At 49.2% G+C, this 17744-nt stretch carries 15 protein-coding genes; 11 read left to right on the top strand and 4 right to left on the bottom strand.

Annotation, left to right across the window (positions count from 1 at the left end):
- Window positions 1-318, top strand: a complete 318-nt coding sequence (locus FMS18_RS08725) for an Hpt domain-containing protein (protein ID WP_163293515.1) — start codon at window positions 1-3, stop codon at window positions 316-318.
- Between the two features lie 30 nt (window positions 319-348).
- Here FMS18_RS08725 and FMS18_RS08720 read toward each other — a convergent pair whose 3' ends face one another.
- Window positions 349-1368: a DUF2156 domain-containing protein gene (locus FMS18_RS08720; protein WP_163293513.1), complete on the bottom strand. Its 1020-nt coding sequence runs from the start codon at window positions 1366-1368 to the stop codon at window positions 349-351.
- Window positions 1369-1528: 160 nt separating this feature from the next.
- On the opposite strand from FMS18_RS08720, the gene FMS18_RS08715 reads away from it, so the two are divergent.
- Window positions 1529-2473, top strand: coding sequence for a bile acid:sodium symporter family protein (locus FMS18_RS08715; protein ID WP_163293511.1), 945 nt, complete (start codon window positions 1529-1531; stop codon window positions 2471-2473).
- The gene (locus tag FMS18_RS08710; protein ID WP_163293509.1) at window positions 2457-3215 is read left to right on the top strand and encodes a YkgJ family cysteine cluster protein; all 759 of its coding nucleotides are present in this window, start codon (window positions 2457-2459) and stop codon (window positions 3213-3215) included. The genes FMS18_RS08715 and FMS18_RS08710 overlap by 17 nt, the downstream gene beginning before the upstream one ends.
- A gap of 81 nt (window positions 3216-3296) precedes the next feature.
- On the opposite strand, the gene trpB is transcribed toward FMS18_RS08710, so the two are convergent.
- Window positions 3297-4508 (bottom strand): tryptophan synthase subunit beta, encoded by a 1212-nt coding sequence (trpB, locus tag FMS18_RS08705; protein WP_163293507.1) that lies wholly within the window; start codon window positions 4506-4508, stop codon window positions 3297-3299.
- Window positions 4509-4911: 403 nt separating this feature from the next.
- Here trpB and fsa point away from each other — a divergent pair, with 403 nt between their 5' ends.
- The 6 genes from fsa to FMS18_RS08675 all read left to right on the top strand — a co-directional run bounded on the left by fsa (window position 4912) and on the right by FMS18_RS08675 (window position 12851).
- Window positions 4912-5556, top strand: coding sequence for a fructose-6-phosphate aldolase (fsa, locus tag FMS18_RS08700; RefSeq protein ID WP_163293505.1), 645 nt, complete (start codon window positions 4912-4914; stop codon window positions 5554-5556).
- 117 nt (window positions 5557-5673) lie between these two features.
- Window positions 5674-7086, top strand: a complete 1413-nt coding sequence (locus FMS18_RS08695; RefSeq protein WP_163293503.1) for a glycosyltransferase family 9 protein — start codon at window positions 5674-5676, stop codon at window positions 7084-7086.
- 136 nt (window positions 7087-7222) lie between these two features.
- Entirely contained in the window at window positions 7223-8959 is a 1737-nt protein-coding gene (locus FMS18_RS08690) for a flagellar hook-length control protein FliK (RefSeq protein WP_163293502.1), read from the top strand.
- A gap of 42 nt (window positions 8960-9001) precedes the next feature.
- Window positions 9002-9730 carry a flagellar hook assembly protein FlgD gene (locus FMS18_RS08685; protein WP_163293500.1) on the top strand — a complete coding sequence of 243 codons (729 nt, stop codon included), beginning with the start codon at window positions 9002-9004 and terminating at the stop codon, window positions 9728-9730.
- A gap of 74 nt (window positions 9731-9804) precedes the next feature.
- Window positions 9805-11454, top strand: a complete 1650-nt coding sequence (locus tag FMS18_RS08680) for a flagellar hook protein FlgE (RefSeq protein WP_163293498.1) — start codon at window positions 9805-9807, stop codon at window positions 11452-11454.
- A 524-nt stretch (window positions 11455-11978) separates the two neighbouring features.
- On the top strand, window positions 11979-12851 hold the full coding sequence (locus FMS18_RS08675; protein WP_163293496.1) for a flagellin: 873 nt from the start codon (window positions 11979-11981) through the stop codon (window positions 12849-12851).
- A gap of 175 nt (window positions 12852-13026) precedes the next feature.
- Here FMS18_RS08675 and rnc read toward each other — a convergent pair whose 3' ends face one another.
- Window positions 13027-13737, bottom strand: coding sequence for a ribonuclease III (rnc, locus tag FMS18_RS08670; RefSeq protein ID WP_163293494.1), 711 nt, complete (start codon window positions 13735-13737; stop codon window positions 13027-13029).
- Window positions 13738-13792: 55 nt separating this feature from the next.
- On the opposite strand from rnc, the gene FMS18_RS08665 reads away from it, so the two are divergent.
- Together FMS18_RS08665 and FMS18_RS08660 are read left to right on the top strand one after the other, a co-directional pair.
- The gene (locus FMS18_RS08665; RefSeq protein ID WP_239060992.1) at window positions 13793-15874 is read left to right on the top strand and encodes an acetate--CoA ligase family protein; all 2082 of its coding nucleotides are present in this window, start codon (window positions 13793-13795) and stop codon (window positions 15872-15874) included.
- Between the two features lie 26 nt (window positions 15875-15900).
- The gene (locus FMS18_RS08660; RefSeq protein ID WP_163293490.1) at window positions 15901-16968 is read left to right on the top strand and encodes a phosphotransacetylase family protein; all 1068 of its coding nucleotides are present in this window, start codon (window positions 15901-15903) and stop codon (window positions 16966-16968) included.
- A 58-nt stretch (window positions 16969-17026) separates the two neighbouring features.
- Here the strand turns inward: FMS18_RS08660 and FMS18_RS08655 are convergent, their stop codons facing one another.
- Entirely contained in the window at window positions 17027-17656 is a 630-nt protein-coding gene (locus tag FMS18_RS08655) for an MBL fold metallo-hydrolase (protein ID WP_163293488.1), read from the bottom strand.
- Window positions 17657-17744: the final 88 nt, after the last annotated feature.

The raw sequence follows: 17744 nt of genomic DNA, 5'->3' as shown, positions 1-17744 counted from the left end.
ATGATGTCTGGAGAAAAGACAGGGCAAGACCTGTTCATCATTAATGACGATCTCAGAGAATTGATTCCGCATTTTGTGATTCATCAGTTTGATGAGTTGCAGCAGATGGAAAGCAGCCTGGAGGCTGGAAATCTGAAAGAAGTGGGACGGCTGGGGCACAGCCTGAAAGGAGCAGCCGCAAATTTTTGCCTTGATCCTCTTTCAAGGTTGGGTTTGGCGATTCAGGATGTTTCCAAGCTGGGCATGGAAGAAGCCCTTGCTCCTTTGGTAAAAAAATACCGTTTCTATCTTGATGAGTTGAGAATTCAGGTAAGTTAATCCTGCCTGCTGTTCATTTGCCGCTCCTCGTTACAGTTCCAGTCCGCATGCAGTTGACGCCGCGATCATTGTCCTGAACCAGCCCGCATTGCTCGCTACATATACTTTTTTCTTTGTTCCGCAGAATTTCGATTTGTGCCTGGCATTCCCTTTAAAAGGATATATTTTCTCTCCATATTCATAGAAAAACTGTGCAAGTTTTTGCAATGGCCCGACAAGGTCGTAGCCCTGTTCCATACCGGAAAGTGGCGAAAGCCCGAGGCTGAGTATCTGTTTGTTTTCCAGGCGGAATTTATCCATGGCATTAAGCAGGGTGAATGCTGATGCGCCATTCACTGCCCCGGAGCAGATGCGGTCGAAATTATGGTAATACCCAACTGTGCTGCCTGATGAGCATAAGGGGTCGAATCCGGCAAGGGCTTGCAAATCCCCGTCTTTTCGGGTCCAGAAAAACCGAACCCCCTCTTCGTCCGTGTCGGCCATGGGCCGGGTCAGAAAGGATAATTCTTTGCCGCCCTTGCCTTTAAGCCAGTTGTAGCAGAGTTTATCTATTTCCTGACGGTCAATTTCGGATAGTTTTTTTTCCTCAACCGTAAGTCCTGATTTCAAACACTTGTTCCGCCATTGACGGAGAGAGCATTTGTGTTTTCCGGTGAGGGAAAATGTCTGGATGTCCAATTCTGTCTCCACTCCGATTTGATATACACTGAACCCTTCTTCAAACAGGATTTCAGCAAGCTTTTCCCCGATCTGGACAAGGGTTATTTTGCCTAAATGTTTTTCCATCCTCTTTATCAGGGGTAATTGCTGTTCAGGGGCGCAGACAGGTTCGGACAGGATTACGGCATTTTTTCCGGGCAGGAGAGTACTGGTTTCGATCCAAGAAATGTAACCGCTGGATTCCAGCAGGGCGTGATTAAGCCCCGGCTGTGTTGTCGAATAAGACAGGCATCTGTTGCCGTACATTTTCAGGTAGGGCAGCAGTGTGTGGAGACAGCCCGGATCATCACTGTGTAAAAAGCGAAGTTTTGCAGCTCTGTTTAAATTCATCGTTCTAAATAAAGCTTAAAGTGTACATTCCTTTATTCATCATACATCAAAACCAGACTTATATTCAAGTGGCTGACATGTACTCGCTTGCAGGGGCGATGAGAATGCTCTACAGCAACATGAACATAGAGTTTGCAAGTTGTTTTTCGCAGGAGTGAAGATGGTTAATTACCTGTGTCGCTTTATTGAACGGCATTTTCTTTTGCTGGCAGTCATTTTGAGTTTTGCCGCCTTTCTTGAGCCGTCACTATTCACATGGATGAAGTCCCATATAGCCCTCAGTCTGGGGATTATCATGTTCGGCATGGGGCTGACTCTTGAGTTCAGTGATTTCGCGGTGGCGATCAGGAATTATAGAGCTGTTGGGCTGGGTGTTCTGCTGCAATATACAATAATGCCCGCTTTGGCTGTTGTTCTGTCTGCTCTGCTGGGATTACCGCAGGAGGCCCTGATCGGCATGGTGGTTGTGGGAGCTTGTCCCGGCGGGACAGCTTCAAATGTTATCGCGCATCTGGCAAAGGCCAATGTCGCCCTTTCGGTGACTATGACTCTCGTTTCTACCTGTCTGGCCCCGCTGCTGACTCCGCTGATCATCTATGTAGTTCTTAACCAGCAGATTGAGATTCCATTTCTGCCCATGGTCAAATCGGTTTTCTGGATAGTTATTTTTCCGCTGGTGGACGGGTTGGTTCTGCGTAGATTGCTCAGGCAGAGGCTGGACCCTTTGCTGCACATTTTCCCTTCCATATCCATCATCGTAATATCCATGCTTATTGCCTGTATTATCGGTCTTAACCGGGATATGTTAGCTTCATTTCCGTTGCTTGTTTTCGTTGCCGTGATCCTGCACAATATGGGCGGATTAGGGGCCGGATACGGAGCAGGCAGGCTGGCCGGATTCAGCCACCGCGACAGTCTGACCCTTGCTATTGAAGTGGGGATGCAGAATTCAGGGCTGGGTGTTGCTCTGGCAACTAAATATTTTGGTAGTGTAAGTGCTTTGCCCGGTGCTTTGTTCAGTTTATGGCACAATATTTCGGGGGTGCTTCTTGCCAACCGCAACCGCGCAGTTTTTTCAGGAGGAGATGATGAAAAACAGCCTTGATGAAATTATCGACAGCGGGCTTGCCCATGTCTTTCCATTTTTTGAAACCCACCCGGAGATGATCAAATTTCTGCGTGATATGAGTTTAGCTGTATGTGCTGATTGTACAAATATTACTCCTGATATGCAGCAGTTTCCGGTCTTGCTGGCGGAGAAAGGGAGCGGGTTGTTTGATGCAAATTTCAGTGCGGTGCAGGGGCAGGTGGAAAGTCTGGACCCGGATTTCAAGCTTGCCTGTGCAGCAGGATGTTCTTACTGCTGCTCCTCGCATATCACCCTGACTCCGCAGGAGGCTTTTCGTATTGCTCTTCATCTGGCTGCAAATTGTTCTGAAGATGAATTTGTCCGCTTGACCGAGGAATGCATGGTTGCTACCGGTAATTTTGTTTCCGGTCAGCTCAAGGATTTTGCTAAAACATATTTCAGGCCCTGCCCGTTTTTAAAAGAGAACCGCTGCTCAATATATGAAGTGCGTCCCATTCTTTGTCGTAACTGGATTTCAACGGATCTTGAGGCTTGCAAGAAAAGTTTTAACACAAAGAATAAAGTCACTGTTCCGCAGAACGCATTGATCATGGTTCAGAAGGATCTGATTTTCAGCGGTCAGCAGGCTTATCTTGCCGGATTCGGTATTGAGGGGGGCATAGGATCTTTTATGCCTATGATGGCGCAGATTTTGACCGATTTTGAAGGCAGCTATGCCAAATGGTTGTCAGGTGAAAAATTAGACGGACAGATGTAAGTAATATATATTTATTCCAGTAAAAAACGGCCTGTCCTCTTCAGAGAACAGGCCGTTTTACTTTTAAATGACGGTGAAGTCCTATGGCAATTCAAGTTCGCCTTTAGCGATCATGTCTTCGATCTGGGCCACGTCTTTGTCGCCGCGACCGGAAAGGTTGACCACGATGATCTTGTCCTTGTCGAGCTGCGGTGCCAGCTTGAGGGCATAGGCCAGCGCGTGGGAAGACTCAAGGGCAGGGATGATTCCTTCGCACTGTGAAAGCTTGAAGAATGCGTCTGTTGCTTCCTTGTCTGAAGCATACTCGTATTGAGCGCGACCAAGATCCTTGAGATGGGAATGCTCAGGTCCGACGCTGGGGTAATCGAGTCCTGCGGAGATTGAGTAAACCGGAGCAGGTTCGCCCTGTTCGTCCTTGAGCATGTAGGAGTTGAATCCGTGCATTACACCGGGTTCGCCTAAAGAAAGGGTTGCGGCGTGATCGCCGAGTTCAAGACCTCGTCCAGAGGGCTCAACGCCAACCAGTTTGACGGATTCTTCACCGATGAAATCCGCGAACATACCGATGGCATTGGAACCGCCGCCAACACAGGCTATGCAGTAATCAGGCAGACGACCTTCGTCTTCAAGGCACTGCTGCTTGGCTTCGCGTCCGATTACGGACTGGAAGTCGCGGACCATGACCGGATAGGGGTGAGGGCCTACTGCGGAACCAAGCAGGTAAAAAGTATTTTCAGCATCACCGATCCATGCGGCCAAAGCTTCATCCACAGCTTCCTTAAGGGTTTTCTGCCCGGAAGTTGCCGCTACAACTTTCGCCCCCATCATGCGCATGCGAAATACGTTGAGCTTCTGGCGTTCAATATCCACTTCACCCATGACGATGGTACATTCCATGCCCATGAGCGCGCAGGTTGCGGCAGTGGCTACGCCGTGCTGTCCAGCTCCAGTTTCAGCGATGATTTTTTTCTTGCCCATGCGTTTTGCCAGCAGGATCTGGCCGATGGTGTTGTTGACCTTGTGCGCGCCGAGATGGTTGAGGTCTTCACGCTTGAGGTAGATTTTAGCACCGCCGAGTTCTTCAGTGAGGTTGGAACAGAGGTAGAGGGGAGTGGGGCGGCCGGAATATTTTGCGAGGTAGTACTGAAATTCCTTGATGAAATCGGGATCTTTTCTGAATTTTTCGTAAGTTTCCGCCAGCTCGTTCAGGATGGGAAGAAGCTGTTCGGGAACGTACTGTCCGCCGTATTCACCAAAAAAGCCGTCTGCATTGATAGTTGCGTTGTCAGTCATTTTTTCTCTCCTGAAATCTTTTTTGCGACAGTGCTGTGCAGGCATAAAAAAACCGCGACCAGTTTTCACTGTCGCGGTTCTATAAAATTTTTATTTGGTACCTGTTTTAAGAACGTAACCAACCGCGACGCATCAGCTGCGCCACCACCAAAAATAAAGTGTAAAGTTGGAGTAAGAAACGTTCATAGTGAGAAAGTGTTTACCCCGGTCCTGTTAAGTTGTCAACTGAGAGGCCCTGCCGGGATATGGCCATGTTAACTTACAGATATTTATGAATATAGTGCTTTTGCTCGTTAAAAAAATGGGCTATGTAGAAAATAATGGTAGTCCGATTTAAAATTTATTCGGTGAAATTAAGAAAGAAAAAATGAGTGATAACTGACGGTTGTTAAGGGAGGTGCATATGGAGTTTTTTCTGGATACTGCAAATCTTGATGAGATTAGGAAGGCAAAGGCACAGGGGCTGATGGACGGAGTAACCACCAACCCGACCCTGCTTTCTCGCGAGGGCGGTGACTGGCGCAAGCAGGCCGAGGCCATCTGTGCCGAGGTTGAAGGTCCGGTCAGCCTTGAGGTGGTGGGAGAGAGTGCTGAAGAAATGATCCGCATGGCTGAGGACCTTGCCTCCTTTGGTGACAACGTGGTCATCAAGGTGCCCATGACCGATGAAGGATTGGTGGCAACCAAGGCTCTTTATCGCAAGGGTGTGAAGACCAACGTGACCCTTGTTTTTTCACCCTTGCAGGCTTTGCTGGCCGCCAAGGCGGGAGCTACTTACGTAAGTCCGTTCGTAGGCCGACTGGATGGAATTTCACAGGACGGTATGGAACTGATTGAGCAGATCCGCACTATTTATGATAATTATGATTTCCCCACCAAGGTGCTGGTGGCCTCCATCCGCCATCCCATGCATGTGCTGGATTCAGCCCTAATCGGTGCGGATGTGGCAACCATTCCATATAAGGTAATCAGCCAATTCGCGGCCCATCCTTTGACCGACAAGGGCTTGGCAGCGTTTAATGCGGATTGGGATAAGCTGACTAAGTAAGTTGTGGTGAGTTCTATTTTTTGAATTTGACCCCGGTCCTCCGTTCGGAGGGCCGGGTTTTTTTATTGCGCACCCCTCCCCATAGAATTTTCCAAAAGATTACTGTAGACTGCGGATATGTCCAAACGCCCGATACTTGTTCTTCAAATGCAGCGCATGGGAGATTTGATTCTCTCCTTTCCGCTTTTTCTCTGGCTGGAGAGGGCCTATCCCGGTCATCCCATCTGGGTGGTGGCTGAGGAGAAGTTTTTCCGTCCGCTCATGCCGGTCAGTCCAAGGGTTACCTATTTCCCTTGGGAAGGCGTGGGCGTGCTGCGTCAGAATAGGTATGAGCTGGTCGTTAACCTGAGTATTCGCGAGCAGGCTGCGAATCTTGCCGGGGAACTGCATGCCGAATCCAAGCTCGGCGCGGTGGCATCTCCGGGCGGAACAACCCATATCCTTGGTAATTGGCAGCTTTACCGGGCCAGTGTGGTGGAGAACAACCGCCATAATCTTTTTCATTGGGCGGATTTGAATGCCCTTGATTGCATTCCCCTAAGCACTCTTGCCGCTACAAAATGGCCGCAACCGCGCACTCTGCATAAAGATTCCAATCGCATCGGTCTTTTTCTGGGAGCCAGTGAGGAGGCCAAGCGTCCTTCGGTCCGTTTTTGGGCTGATTTGTGTGCGGAACTTTTGGGGCGGGGTTTGCGCCCTGTTCTTTTCGGCGGGCCGCTGGAGCAGGGCATGGGGCAGGAAGTGGCCTGTCTTTGCAGGGGGCCGGTTCTGGATATGTCCGGTAAACTCAATCTGGGTGAGCTTATTGCCGTGGGTCAGTCCCTGCAACTTTTCATTACCCCGGATACAGGCCCTATGCATCTGGCCGCATGGTCCGGGCTGAAGGTGCTCAACCTTTCCATGGGCAATGTGAATCCGTGGGAGACCGGACCGTATCAGAACGGGCATTATGTACTCCGTTCCACCATGAGTTGTGCCCTCGGCTGCTGGTCCTGCACCCGTGATAAGTTATATTGCCATTCCCCGTTTACTCCTTCGCGCATAGCTGTGGCTGCAAAGCGCATGATTATAGATGACCGGGCCGGTTTGCAGAAGATGAATATGCCGGGGCTGCGCATGTCCCTGTCTGCTCGTAATGCGAACGGTTTGTACGGCCTTCAGCAGTTAAGCGGCAGTAAAGCACAGTCCGGGGATATGCTGGGCCTGTTCTGGCAGCAGTATTTTGGTCTGATTTTCGGTCTCTGGGATGCTGTCGGAGCCGAGCGGGTATGGGATGAATTTGCTGTGCAGAAACCGTTGCTTGCAGCCAAGATGAGGACCCATCTTCCGCACCTTGGTAAAGCTTTCAGCAAGGGGCTTGCCCGCAGTGCTCCGCTGGATGATTCTTTTTGGAATTCGTGCCCGCTGGTTTTGCGGCAGTTTACAGGCTTCATTCACCTTTTTCTGCAAAATAATGACTATAACCGCCAGTCATGGATTCGTGTCCTTTCCTACTATGAACAGCTTGCGGCAATTTTTAGCCGGAGCTGAGCAGCACTGAATTATTTTCCTTAAAAGGGAAGAAATTTCCATCTCAAAAATGATTTAATCCTGCCTAAGTATCTGTAATATTTTTGTTTCAGTTTTGGCACGCCTCGTGAATACGTTTAGATCGAGGAGTCAGAAAATGAAAATACTTCCACATCTCGATCAAAAACAGCAGGACTTGAGCAGTCTTTTGGACAGAACGTCTTTGTCTGAATATTCTTTTCGCTCATCAATGTTCGATAATTTCCTTTATTCCAGCCAGTCGGAAGCTCAGGCAGCTTACCAGCCGGTTCAGGATATCGTGAATGATGCCAGCTCCGTTTATGAGGAGGCGGTATCTTATACCGAATCTGAAACCGCATCTGAGTATATTGATGAAGCTGCGGAAAGTGTGGCTATGCAGTCTGTCGAAGAGCAGCCGCAGGATCTTCAGGTCAGCCGTGAGGACTGGAATGAAATCAAGGAAGAGCTCGAAGAGTACGGACTTGATAAAAAAGATATCGCCGATCTTGAAGAAAAGGTGATGAGTGAAAACGGGCTTACCTACGGGCAGCTTGTGTCTGAGCTTTCCGGCATGATGAAGGGCATGAAGGGGATTACGCTCAGCCCGGTTCAGGAACAGAACCTGAACTCTATTTTTTCCCAGCTCGGTTTTAATCCGGCAGAATCCAAGGGGCTGCTGGCTTCCATCCGTCAGGGTAAGCTCAGTGATGTGGTTGAAAAGATGCAGGCCAAGCTCGCATCCATGCCCGATTCCGCCAAGCTTCAGCTTTCAGAAGATGAGGCAAAGACATTAACCGATCTGTTCAAACTTGGCGGTGGTGCCGGTAAGAAGATTTCCCAGCTGCTCAGTTCAGAGGGAGCAACTGCCGGTGATTTCAAGAAAGGTTTTTCAGTCCTCAAGACGGCACTTGCTCAGCAGCAGGCTGATCAGGATGCCAAGGATCTTAAGCTGGTCAAGTCTGTAGCCAGCTCATTGCATTCAGCTATGGAAAAAGCTTCCGACCAGTCTCCCAGCATGGTGCGCATGGCCTCCGCTGAAGTAATCAGCGATTCCATGGGTGCGTCCAAGGATGTCAGCGAGAGTGCTAAGCAGGACGTCCAAAATGGGCAGAATGGAGAGAATTCTGCACAGAAGGACAGCAATCCCAATCTGAAGGGGGACTCCAGTCCGGGCAAGCAGAATGCCGGACAATCTGATGATAAGAACTCCAACCGCCATTGGCTGGAGCAGCTTCTTTCTGATTCTGACGACGTGGACACTTGGAACGATTTTTTCGGAAAGCTTAGCGATGAATCCTTTGTGAAGGGCGAAGGTAATCTCAATGGTAATATTTTCGGTAACGGGATGGGAACCTTGCAAAGTGCGGTCAAGTCCGCACAGGTCGGCAAGACCAGTACCGTGTGGGAAAATACTGCCCGGTCCAATGTTCTTGAGCAGGTTCAGGAAGGGATTTTCAAGAATCTCGGTCAGGGACGCAAGCAACTGACATTGCAGCTTAATCCTCATGATATGGGCACTGTTAACGTGATGTTGCAGGTCAAGAACAAGGACGTTCAGGCCACTATCAGGGCGGAAAACCCCGAAACAGCGAAAGTTATTGCCGAGCAGCTCGAAGTTGTGAAGCAGGCTCTGGAAGAGCAGGGCCTCAAAGTGGAAAAACTTGAAGTCCAGACCGGTATTTCAGACGGTCAGACAGACTCTTCATGGAAAAATGCAGAAGACCATAACTCTGCGCAATATCAGGAGATGATGTCCGAAATGCGCAAGCGTTGGCAGACTTTAAGACAGGAAGGAACCTCTTTGGCCCAGGAAATGCAGTCTCTAGATCAGAAGGCACAAATTTCCCAGAGCGGGCTTTACATAGTGGCTTAACATAAATTTAGCCCCGCTTAGTAAAAATAAAGAGGTGTAGTCATGGGATACGTAGGGTTCAGTAACATACTTGGCAGGGCAGAAGCCGATATGGCAGCAAGCAACCAGCCAACGCATAAAAGTCAGTTGGGGCAGGATGATTTTCTGAAGCTCCTTCTTACCCAGATGCAGAATCAGGACCCGGCGAATCCCATGGAAGATAAAGAGTACATGGCGCAGATGGCACAGTTCTCCAGCCTTGAACAGCTCACTCAGGTGAACAGTAACATCAAGACTATGATCAATAACGGCACTCAGGAACAGATGGTCTCCGCAGTCGGCTTCATCGGCAAGGAAGTTAAAGCGGAAGGTTACACTGTCAGCCGTGAAGGAGACAAGGTCAGTAAGGTCTTTTACGGTCTTGGAGAACCGGTGGCAAATGCGTTCATCAATATTTACGACAAAAACCAGAATCTTATGCGCACAGTTCAGCTCGGCTCGAAGGCTGAAGGGACCTACGAGTTCGAATGGGACGGAAAGAACTGGGCAGGCAAAGATGTTCCGGACGGTGTTTACACTATCGCCATGGCGGCGGAAGACGCAAACGGCAGCCCGGTAATGGTTAAGACGGAAGTCAGTGGCGAAGTCTCGGGAGTTGTTTCCGAAGGTGGTCAGCAGTTTCTGCACCTTAAAGACGGTCGTTACATCAACTTCCTCAACATCAAGGAAGTAGTAAGTCCGACGGATGTTTCCGATTCATCAAGTGAATCACCTGATTCATCTTCAAGCTAATCAGGCCAACGGCATGGCCCCGGCTTAAAGGATAAGGATTCATTCGCGAGTCAACAGGACTTTAGGAGGTTCTAATGGGTTTATCAGCATCATTATTCTCAGGAATCACAGGTTTGCAGGCACACGGCGACAAGATGTCCGTGCTTGGTAACAACATTGCAAACGTAAACACAGTCGGCTTCAAGAGTGCTAAAATGCACTTTGAAGACGCCATCAGCCAGGACATGTCCACTGCCACCGGTATCGCACAGGTCGGTCGAGGCGTGCAGGTTGGGGCAATTTATGCCGACTATGCTCAGGGGTCTTTTGAAACAACCTCTGAGTCCACCGACCTCGCAATCGGTGGTGACGGATTTTTCATAGTCTCTCCCAAGAGTGAAGAGACTTCCTATTACACAAGAGCGGGTAACTTCCGTTTTGACAAAGACGGTTATCTCACCGACCCGCATGGTTATGTGCTTCAGGGCTGGAAAGTTCAGGATGAAAGCAATTCACAGGTTGCCACCGGAACCAGTGTAAATACCAACACCGCAGTGCGTACTGTCGGTGTACCTACTGACATCAGACTGGAAAATTTTCAGTCCGCACCGAAGGCTACTACTACTATTAATATGATCACCAACCTTGATTCCGGGGAAGCAAGCCGCTCAACTGACAGTACCGCTCCCTATCTGTCCCTCTTTAATGCCTGGGATGGAGCTGCTGAGCCGCCGCTTGGTGATTCTCTGTACGGTTACCAGTCTACTCTCAAGGTCTATGATGCCAACGGTTCTGCTCATAATGTTACCACTTATTTTGATCAGGTTACCCTCAGTAACGCCGGTGGTAAGAAGGTCTGGGAATTTATTGTGACCTGCGATCCCGAAGAAGACGGGCGCATTTCCGATGACGGTGTTAATTTCGCCGGAACTTCCGCAGCTGGTCTGCTTATGACCGGAACAATGACTTTCAACGCAGCCGGTGACCTGACCGGTGTATCAGCCTATAGTCTTAAGAGTAACGGCGGTACTGCCGCAACAGATCTCAGAAATGCTGACGAGTGGACTCTGGCAGAGTTCTCACAAGATGGGTTGCCCGTTTTGACAGCAAACTTTCTCTCAAGGTCCAACGCAAGTTTTACCGATGCCAGTAATGATCCGGTAACAATTGAGATGAACTTCGGTTTAACCAACCAGGATCTTTCAGGTACTGGAACTACCAAAGGGTGGGGATCTGCCGCAGCTTCAAATGCAAGCTTGCTCGGCACCAATATTACCGACATAAGCGGTATTCCCAACTTCGGTGATGCGGAAAAAAGTGCCCTGTCCACAACCAGTTACAGCTCCGGCTCCACTACCCTGTTCCAGTCTCAGGACGGTTACACCGCAGGTTTCTTACAGAGTACTTCTGTAAGCAGGGACGGAGTTTTGACCGGACGTTATTCCAACGGACAGATTCAGGAACTTTACGTACTGACTCTCGCTTCGTTCAATAATGACTGGGGACTGCGGCGTGAAGGCGGTAACCTCTTTACCCAGACTAGGGAATCCGGGGATGCTTTGACCGGCCTGCCTAACAGCGGCGGCAAAGGGTCTATCGCGGCCAACTCCCTTGAAATGTCCAACGTGGACCTTGCAGTCGAGTTTGTGAACATGATTACCACCCAGCGCGGTTTTCAGGCCAACTCCAAGGTTATTACGACCACAGATACCATGATGGGCGAGCTTATCCAGCTCAAGCGCTAAAGTGAATGATGTATCCTGAATTGATGCTGAATATATAGGAAAACTCCTTCTACAACCTCCGCAGACGGGATTGACTCCCCCGACTGCACAGGTACCCGGGAACCCCGCAGCCGAAAATGCCGTTTCGGATGCGGGGTTTCCATTTTTTTTTGCCTTTCTATCTTTGTCCTAAGAAATGTTTTCTCAAGTTATATTTTCATGATTTACTTAATGTTTCTTGATTCACAGTGCCGGTGGTGTTGTGGAATAAATTTCCTATAGATCATAAGTTTTGACGCTAAAAAGATATAAATAACGATGTCTTATGTGTGATGCGGGACAGCTTTTCCCTTTGCTCTGAAAAATGACGGAAAATACCCTGCAAGGGCGGGAAAAAATTGACTCTTGAGCTGAATATAAAGAAGTCTAGACTTTATTTATATGTCTAATATGTTGAAATATCTGATTAAAATATCTTTGGCACGCGCTCTGCTTAAGGTTGGTTAACAAAAACGGAATTTTGTGAACTACAAGGAGGTTCAGATATGTCCTTAGTCATTAACCACAACCTTATGGCAATGCGTGCCTCGCGAAATCTTCAAGAATCGTACGGCAACCTTGGTACTTCTACCCGTCGTCTCTCCTCAGGTTTGAGAGTCGGCACCGCAGCTGATGATGCTGCCGGTCTCGCAATTCGTGAACTTATGCGCGCTGACGTTAAATCCCTTAACCAGGGTATGAGAAACGCCAACGACGCTATCTCCATGATTCAGACCGCAGACGGAGCACTGCAAGTAATCGATGAAAAGCTCATTCGTATGAAAGAGCTCGCAACTCAGGCATCCACCGGTACCTACAACTCTGATCAGCGCCTGATCATCGACTCTGAATTTCAGGCTATGGCTTCGGAAATTACCCGTATCGCCAATGCTACCGACTTTAACGGTATCCACCTGCTTAACGGTAACCTTTCCGGTGGTACCGGATCTCATGACGGTTCCGGTCTTCATTCCACCGGCCCGCTGAAGGTCCACTTCGGAACAGGTAACGACTGCGCGGAAGACTACTACTACATCGCAATCGGTGAATCCACCGCTTCCGCTCTTGGCGTGCAGACTTCCATCTCCACTCAGGCGTTGGCTCAGGAAGCTCTGGATAAGCTCCAGCAGGCAATTATTTCTAAAGATAAGATTCGTGCGAACCTTGGTGCCATGCAGAACAGGTTGGAAAATACCATCACCAACCTTTCCATTCAGGCAGAAAACGTTCAGGCTGCTGAATCCCGCATCTCCGATGTGGACGTAGCAACTGAAATGACCGAATTCGTACGTAACCAGATTCTCACTCAGTCCGCGGTAGCAATGCTCTCGCAGGCTAACTCACTGCCGAAGATGGCTATGCAGCTCATTGGCGGCTAAAGCCGCTTGAGATAATCGGTGAAGATTAAGGACTGTGGAGGCGATTGATCACCGCCTCCCGGTCCTTGAACTATTTTTGGGCGTAAAAAAGCTGAAACCGGCGTATGTCTGTATACGCATTGTTCCAGCCTTTTTTTGTGCCTCACATCTGGCAGTTGTTCAGCCGTCTGAATTTTTAATTTGAAGCGTCAGCCTCATTTTCAGTAAGATATTCCAGAGCTTTTGCCGCAGCGGTCTGCTCGGCTTTTTTTAGACTCGAACCTTCCGAATCAAATGATTTCCCGTCCGGGAGATTCAGGTTTACCATAAATATTTTTTCATGCTCGGGGCCTTTGGTTCCGGTCAGCACGTATGTCGGGCGTTCTTTGAATCTGGCCTGAGTTACTTCCTGCAATTTGCTTTTAAAGTCTTTGGAACTTTCAATTTTGAAAGTTTCAGGCCACTTATCTTCAAATATTCTCATGATGAATTTCTGGGCTTCAGCATAGCCGCCATCCAGAAACACCGCCCCGATAACAGCTTCCATGGCATCTGCCATGAGGGAGGACCGGGTCCGGCCGCCTTGTGCTTCTTCGCCTTTACCCAGCTTCAGGAAAGCGTTGATTTCAAGCTCATGAGCAATAGCTGCAAGGCTTTTCTCTTTGACCAGCTTGGATCTGATCTTGGTCAGCTGGCCTTCGTGGGCGTCCTTGAACCGCTTAAACAGTTCTTCGGTTACACAAAGTTCAAGCACCGCATCACCTAAAAATTCCAGCCGTTCGTTATCTTCAACAGGCTCAGACTGCTCATTTGCCCATGAACTGTGGGTCAGTGCTGTGGCTAAATGCTTGACTTGAGAAAATCGATAGTGGATACCTTGCTGGAGGCGTGAAAAATTTTCTACCATACAAACCTGCTTGAATTTATATTAACGAATGTATTCATACTCATGTTTAAAGGCCTTGTTTGAGCCAAAAGCGATTGCCGTAATCGGTGTTACCGCCGATCCTAAGGATAAGGCTGGCATCATTGCTGCCAATCTTCTTGCCTCTGGATATAAGGGAAAAATATTCCCCGTCAATGGGGAAGGGGACCAAGTTCACGGTCTTGATGCTTTTTCTTCTGTCTCCGAGCTTCCCCGCGGGATCGATCTGGCCTTGATTTGCCTTCCTCCAGCCGAAGCCATTCCAGTTCTGGATGATCTTTCGGAAATTCTGGTCCGGGCTGTTGTTGTCACCAACGGCGGTTACGGGGAAACAGGACGCGAAGGTTACCGTCTGGAACAGCAATTGGCAAGAACTGCCAAGAACCATGACATGATTATTCTAGGTCCTAATTGTATGGGACTCATGAATTCAACCTTGTCCATGAATGCCAGCCTTGATCCTGATTTTACACTTAAGGGAAATATTGCATTCCTTTCACAATCCGGGGCCATGTGCAGTACAGCTCTTGACTGGGCCAATAGTGAAGGGGTCGGCTTTTCCAAATTTATCAGCCTCGGCAACAAGGCCGTTCTTGGCGAGGCAACCATGTTCAGCTATCTCGCTAATGATGACGATACCAAAGTTATTGTCGGTTATTGCGAGACTCTTAAGGACGGGCAGGATTTTCTGCGCACAGCATACGATACCACTTTTAAAAAACCGTTGATCCTGCTGCGGGCCGGGGAAACACCATCCGGCGCAAGGGCCGCATCCGCTCATGCCGGACATTTGACCGGGGCCACCACCGCTTACAATGCTGCGTTCAACCAGACCGGGGTTATGCAGGCTGTGGACATTGAGGATATGTTTAACCTTGCCCATGCCTTTTCCTGCCAGCCGTTGCCGAATGGTTCCAATGTGGCTATCGTCACAAATTCCGGCGGGCCGGGTATTCTTGCCACCGATATGGCTGAAAAGGGCACATTGAATATTTCCCGTCCATCTTCCGCCACTCTTGAAAAGATGAAGGAAGTGCTTCCTCCATACGCATCCCTGTACAATCCCATCGACATGCTTGGTGATGCCAAGGCGGATACTTACCACCGCGTGCTTCGCGCTGTTGCTGAAGATGAAGTTTTTCATTCCATTCTGGTGATTTTGACCCCGGCAGCAAACATCCTTGACGATGTGGAAAAAGTTGCCGCAGATATAATTGAACTGGAAAAGGATTGCGACAAGCCGATCATCACCTGTTTTATGGGTGATCATTCGACCAGAAAAGCACGCAGGATGCTCCGCGCTGCCGGAATTCCCTGTTATGAATTTCCAGAAGCCGCGGTCCGTTCCCTTGATGCCATGACCCGCTGTTACCGCTGGCAGAAAAAGGACTGGCCCATTGATGTCTGTTTCAGGCGCGATTATTCCAAGGCCAAGTCCATTGTGGAAAATTGCCGTAAGACCGGGCTGACCGAACTGGTGGAGCTTGATGCTCAGCAGCTGGCTTCCGCTTACGAGCTCCCAGTGCCGGAAACCGTTTTGGCCCGGACATCCAATCAGGCCGCAAAAGCCGCCAAGAGGATCGGCTATCCCGTGGCTCTTAAGGTCGCTTCGCCGCAGATATCCCGTAAGCAGGAACTCGGTTTGGTTGTCACTGATATCCAGACCCCGCAGGCCCTGCGTAAGGCCTTTATGCAAATCACGACCCGTGCGGCCAGAAGGTGCAAGGATGCCTACATTACCGGGTGTCTGGTGCAGGCTATGGGACCGAAGGATTCTCACGAGATTGTGGTCAGTTTTAAGCGCGATCCGCAGTTCGGGCCGCTTATAAATTTTTCCCTTGCGGGGCTTCACGTGGACCTGCTTGGTGATGTATCATCGCGCTTGGCTCCGCTGGCACTTAACGATGCTCAGGAAATGGTCCGTGAGATCAAGGCGTATCCTATTTTAAGAGGGGTACGTTCCGGTGCAGCTGTAAATCTCGGTGCGCTGGAAGATGTGCTGCTCATGGTGTCGCAGATGGCTTCGGATCTGCCGGAAATTCAGGAAGCTGAATTCAACCCGGTTATCGCAGGACCGGACGGAGCTGTGGTCGCTAACATGCGCATGACAGTAAGCTAAGATTTTTTGATTACAAGGAGGACTTTATGTCCGGTTTATATATTGGTTCTACTAGCGGTTATTCCGGCAAGAACATGATTGTCATGGGCTTGGGTTTGCATTTTCAGAAGCAGGGTATCAGCCTTGGGTATATGAAGCCCGTGGGTGCTATTCCTGCGGAAGTTGACGGCAGGCTGGGTGATGAGGATGCTTTCTTTATTCAGGATGTGCTCGGCGTGTCCAATCCTCCCAATGTTGTTACCCCGGTAGTTGTTACCCACGATTTCAAGGTGCAGGCCTTTAACGGTAAAGTTGAGGACCATGTCCAGCCCATTGTCGACGGCTATGCCAAGATCAGTGCGGGTAAGGATCTTACGCTGGTTGCCGGGTCCGGTTCCATGTATTCCGGCAAATATTGCGGGGTGGATGGAATCCATCTGGTCAAGACACTGGGCGTCAAGTGTGTGGTTATTGACCGTTTCCAGAAGGAACTTAACTACGATTATCTGGTCGTGCTCAAGGAAGCACTGGGGGATAATCTGGCTGGTGTTGTGCTCAACGACATCCCGCCGACCTTCATGGATGAGATTACCACCCTGATTAAACCTTTTCTTGAACGCAAGGGTGTTAAAGTGCTTGGCGTTATTCCCAAAGACCCGCTTATGGGTACTATTAAAGTTGGGGATTTGGCTGACCGTCTTGGCGGAAAGATTATTACCGCCCACAACCGCACTGACCAGCCAGTGGAAAGTTTTCTTATCGGTACTATGCAGGTGGAAAATTTCATGACCCACTTCCGCAGGCATCGTAATTCAGCGGTCATCGTTGGTGGTGACCGTTCAGACGTGCAGCTGGTGGCCCTTGAAGGGGAGTGCCCGTGTCTGGTGCTGACCGGTAACCTTTACCCCAATGATATTATCCTGACCCGTTCGGAAGTATTGGAGACTCCTATCATTGTAGTTCGCGATGATACTTTCAGCGTTGCCAAGAAGATGGAAGACATTCTTTCCCGTCACAAGCTGCGTGAATCAGCCAAGATCAAACATGGCGTTGATCTGGTGGAAAAGCATATTGATTTCACCTACCTGAAAAAACAGCTGGGTTTGAAGTATTAGATTTTTGTTTTCAATATGAATTTGATAAAGGAGTGCTCAAAATTGGGTACTCCTTTTTTTATTTTTCAATAAAAAAAGGATTGTTTCGCAGTTCGTGTTTGACAGTGGTCATGGGTCCGTGCCCGGAGAATATCTGGGTCTGTCCGGGAAGGATGAAGATGCGGTTTCTAATGGAGTTGAGCAGTGCGTCGCTGTTGCCACCGGGAAGATCAGTGCGGCCAACTGAAATCATGAACAGCAGGTCCCCCACAAAAATGAAGTTCTGGGCCGGGAAAAAATAGGATAGGCTGCCGGGAGTATGTCCCGGAGTTCCGATGATCATCACCGGATTATCGAGGATTGTTTTGCGCCCTTGTTTTATGTCTGTAATTTCGAAATCAAGCAGTTCTTTGAACTCACGTGAACCACCTTCTTTGACCGGAATCTCGTTGAGGTAGAGATCGTCCAGATTACCGTAAACCGTGGCTCCGGTAACTTGTTGCAACGGTCCCACACCGCCTACGTGATCAAGGTGCATATGAGTCAGGTAGATGGAGTGAACATTCAGAGCCCGTTCGCGGATGGCTTGCAGCATAGGGTCCGGGTCCATTCCGCAATCGATGACCACTGCATCAGACCCGGCTGTGAGCAGGTAGGAGTTGGTCTCAAGGGGACCGAGTACGAATGTTTCGACTTTAATTTCTTTCATTCTTCAGGGGCTTGACTGTAAGTCGGCAATAGAGTGAAATCCGGACAGTTAAACAACAACCATCAAGGAATCAGAATGCTTTACTTTT

The sequence above is a fragment of the Desulfovibrio sp. JC022 genome (assembly GCF_010470665.1).
Taxonomy (GTDB): Bacteria; Desulfobacterota; Desulfovibrionia; order Desulfovibrionales; family Desulfovibrionaceae; genus Maridesulfovibrio.
The sequence above is the reverse complement of the archived record's forward strand: the minus strand, read 5'-3'. Positions and strand labels throughout refer to the sequence as shown.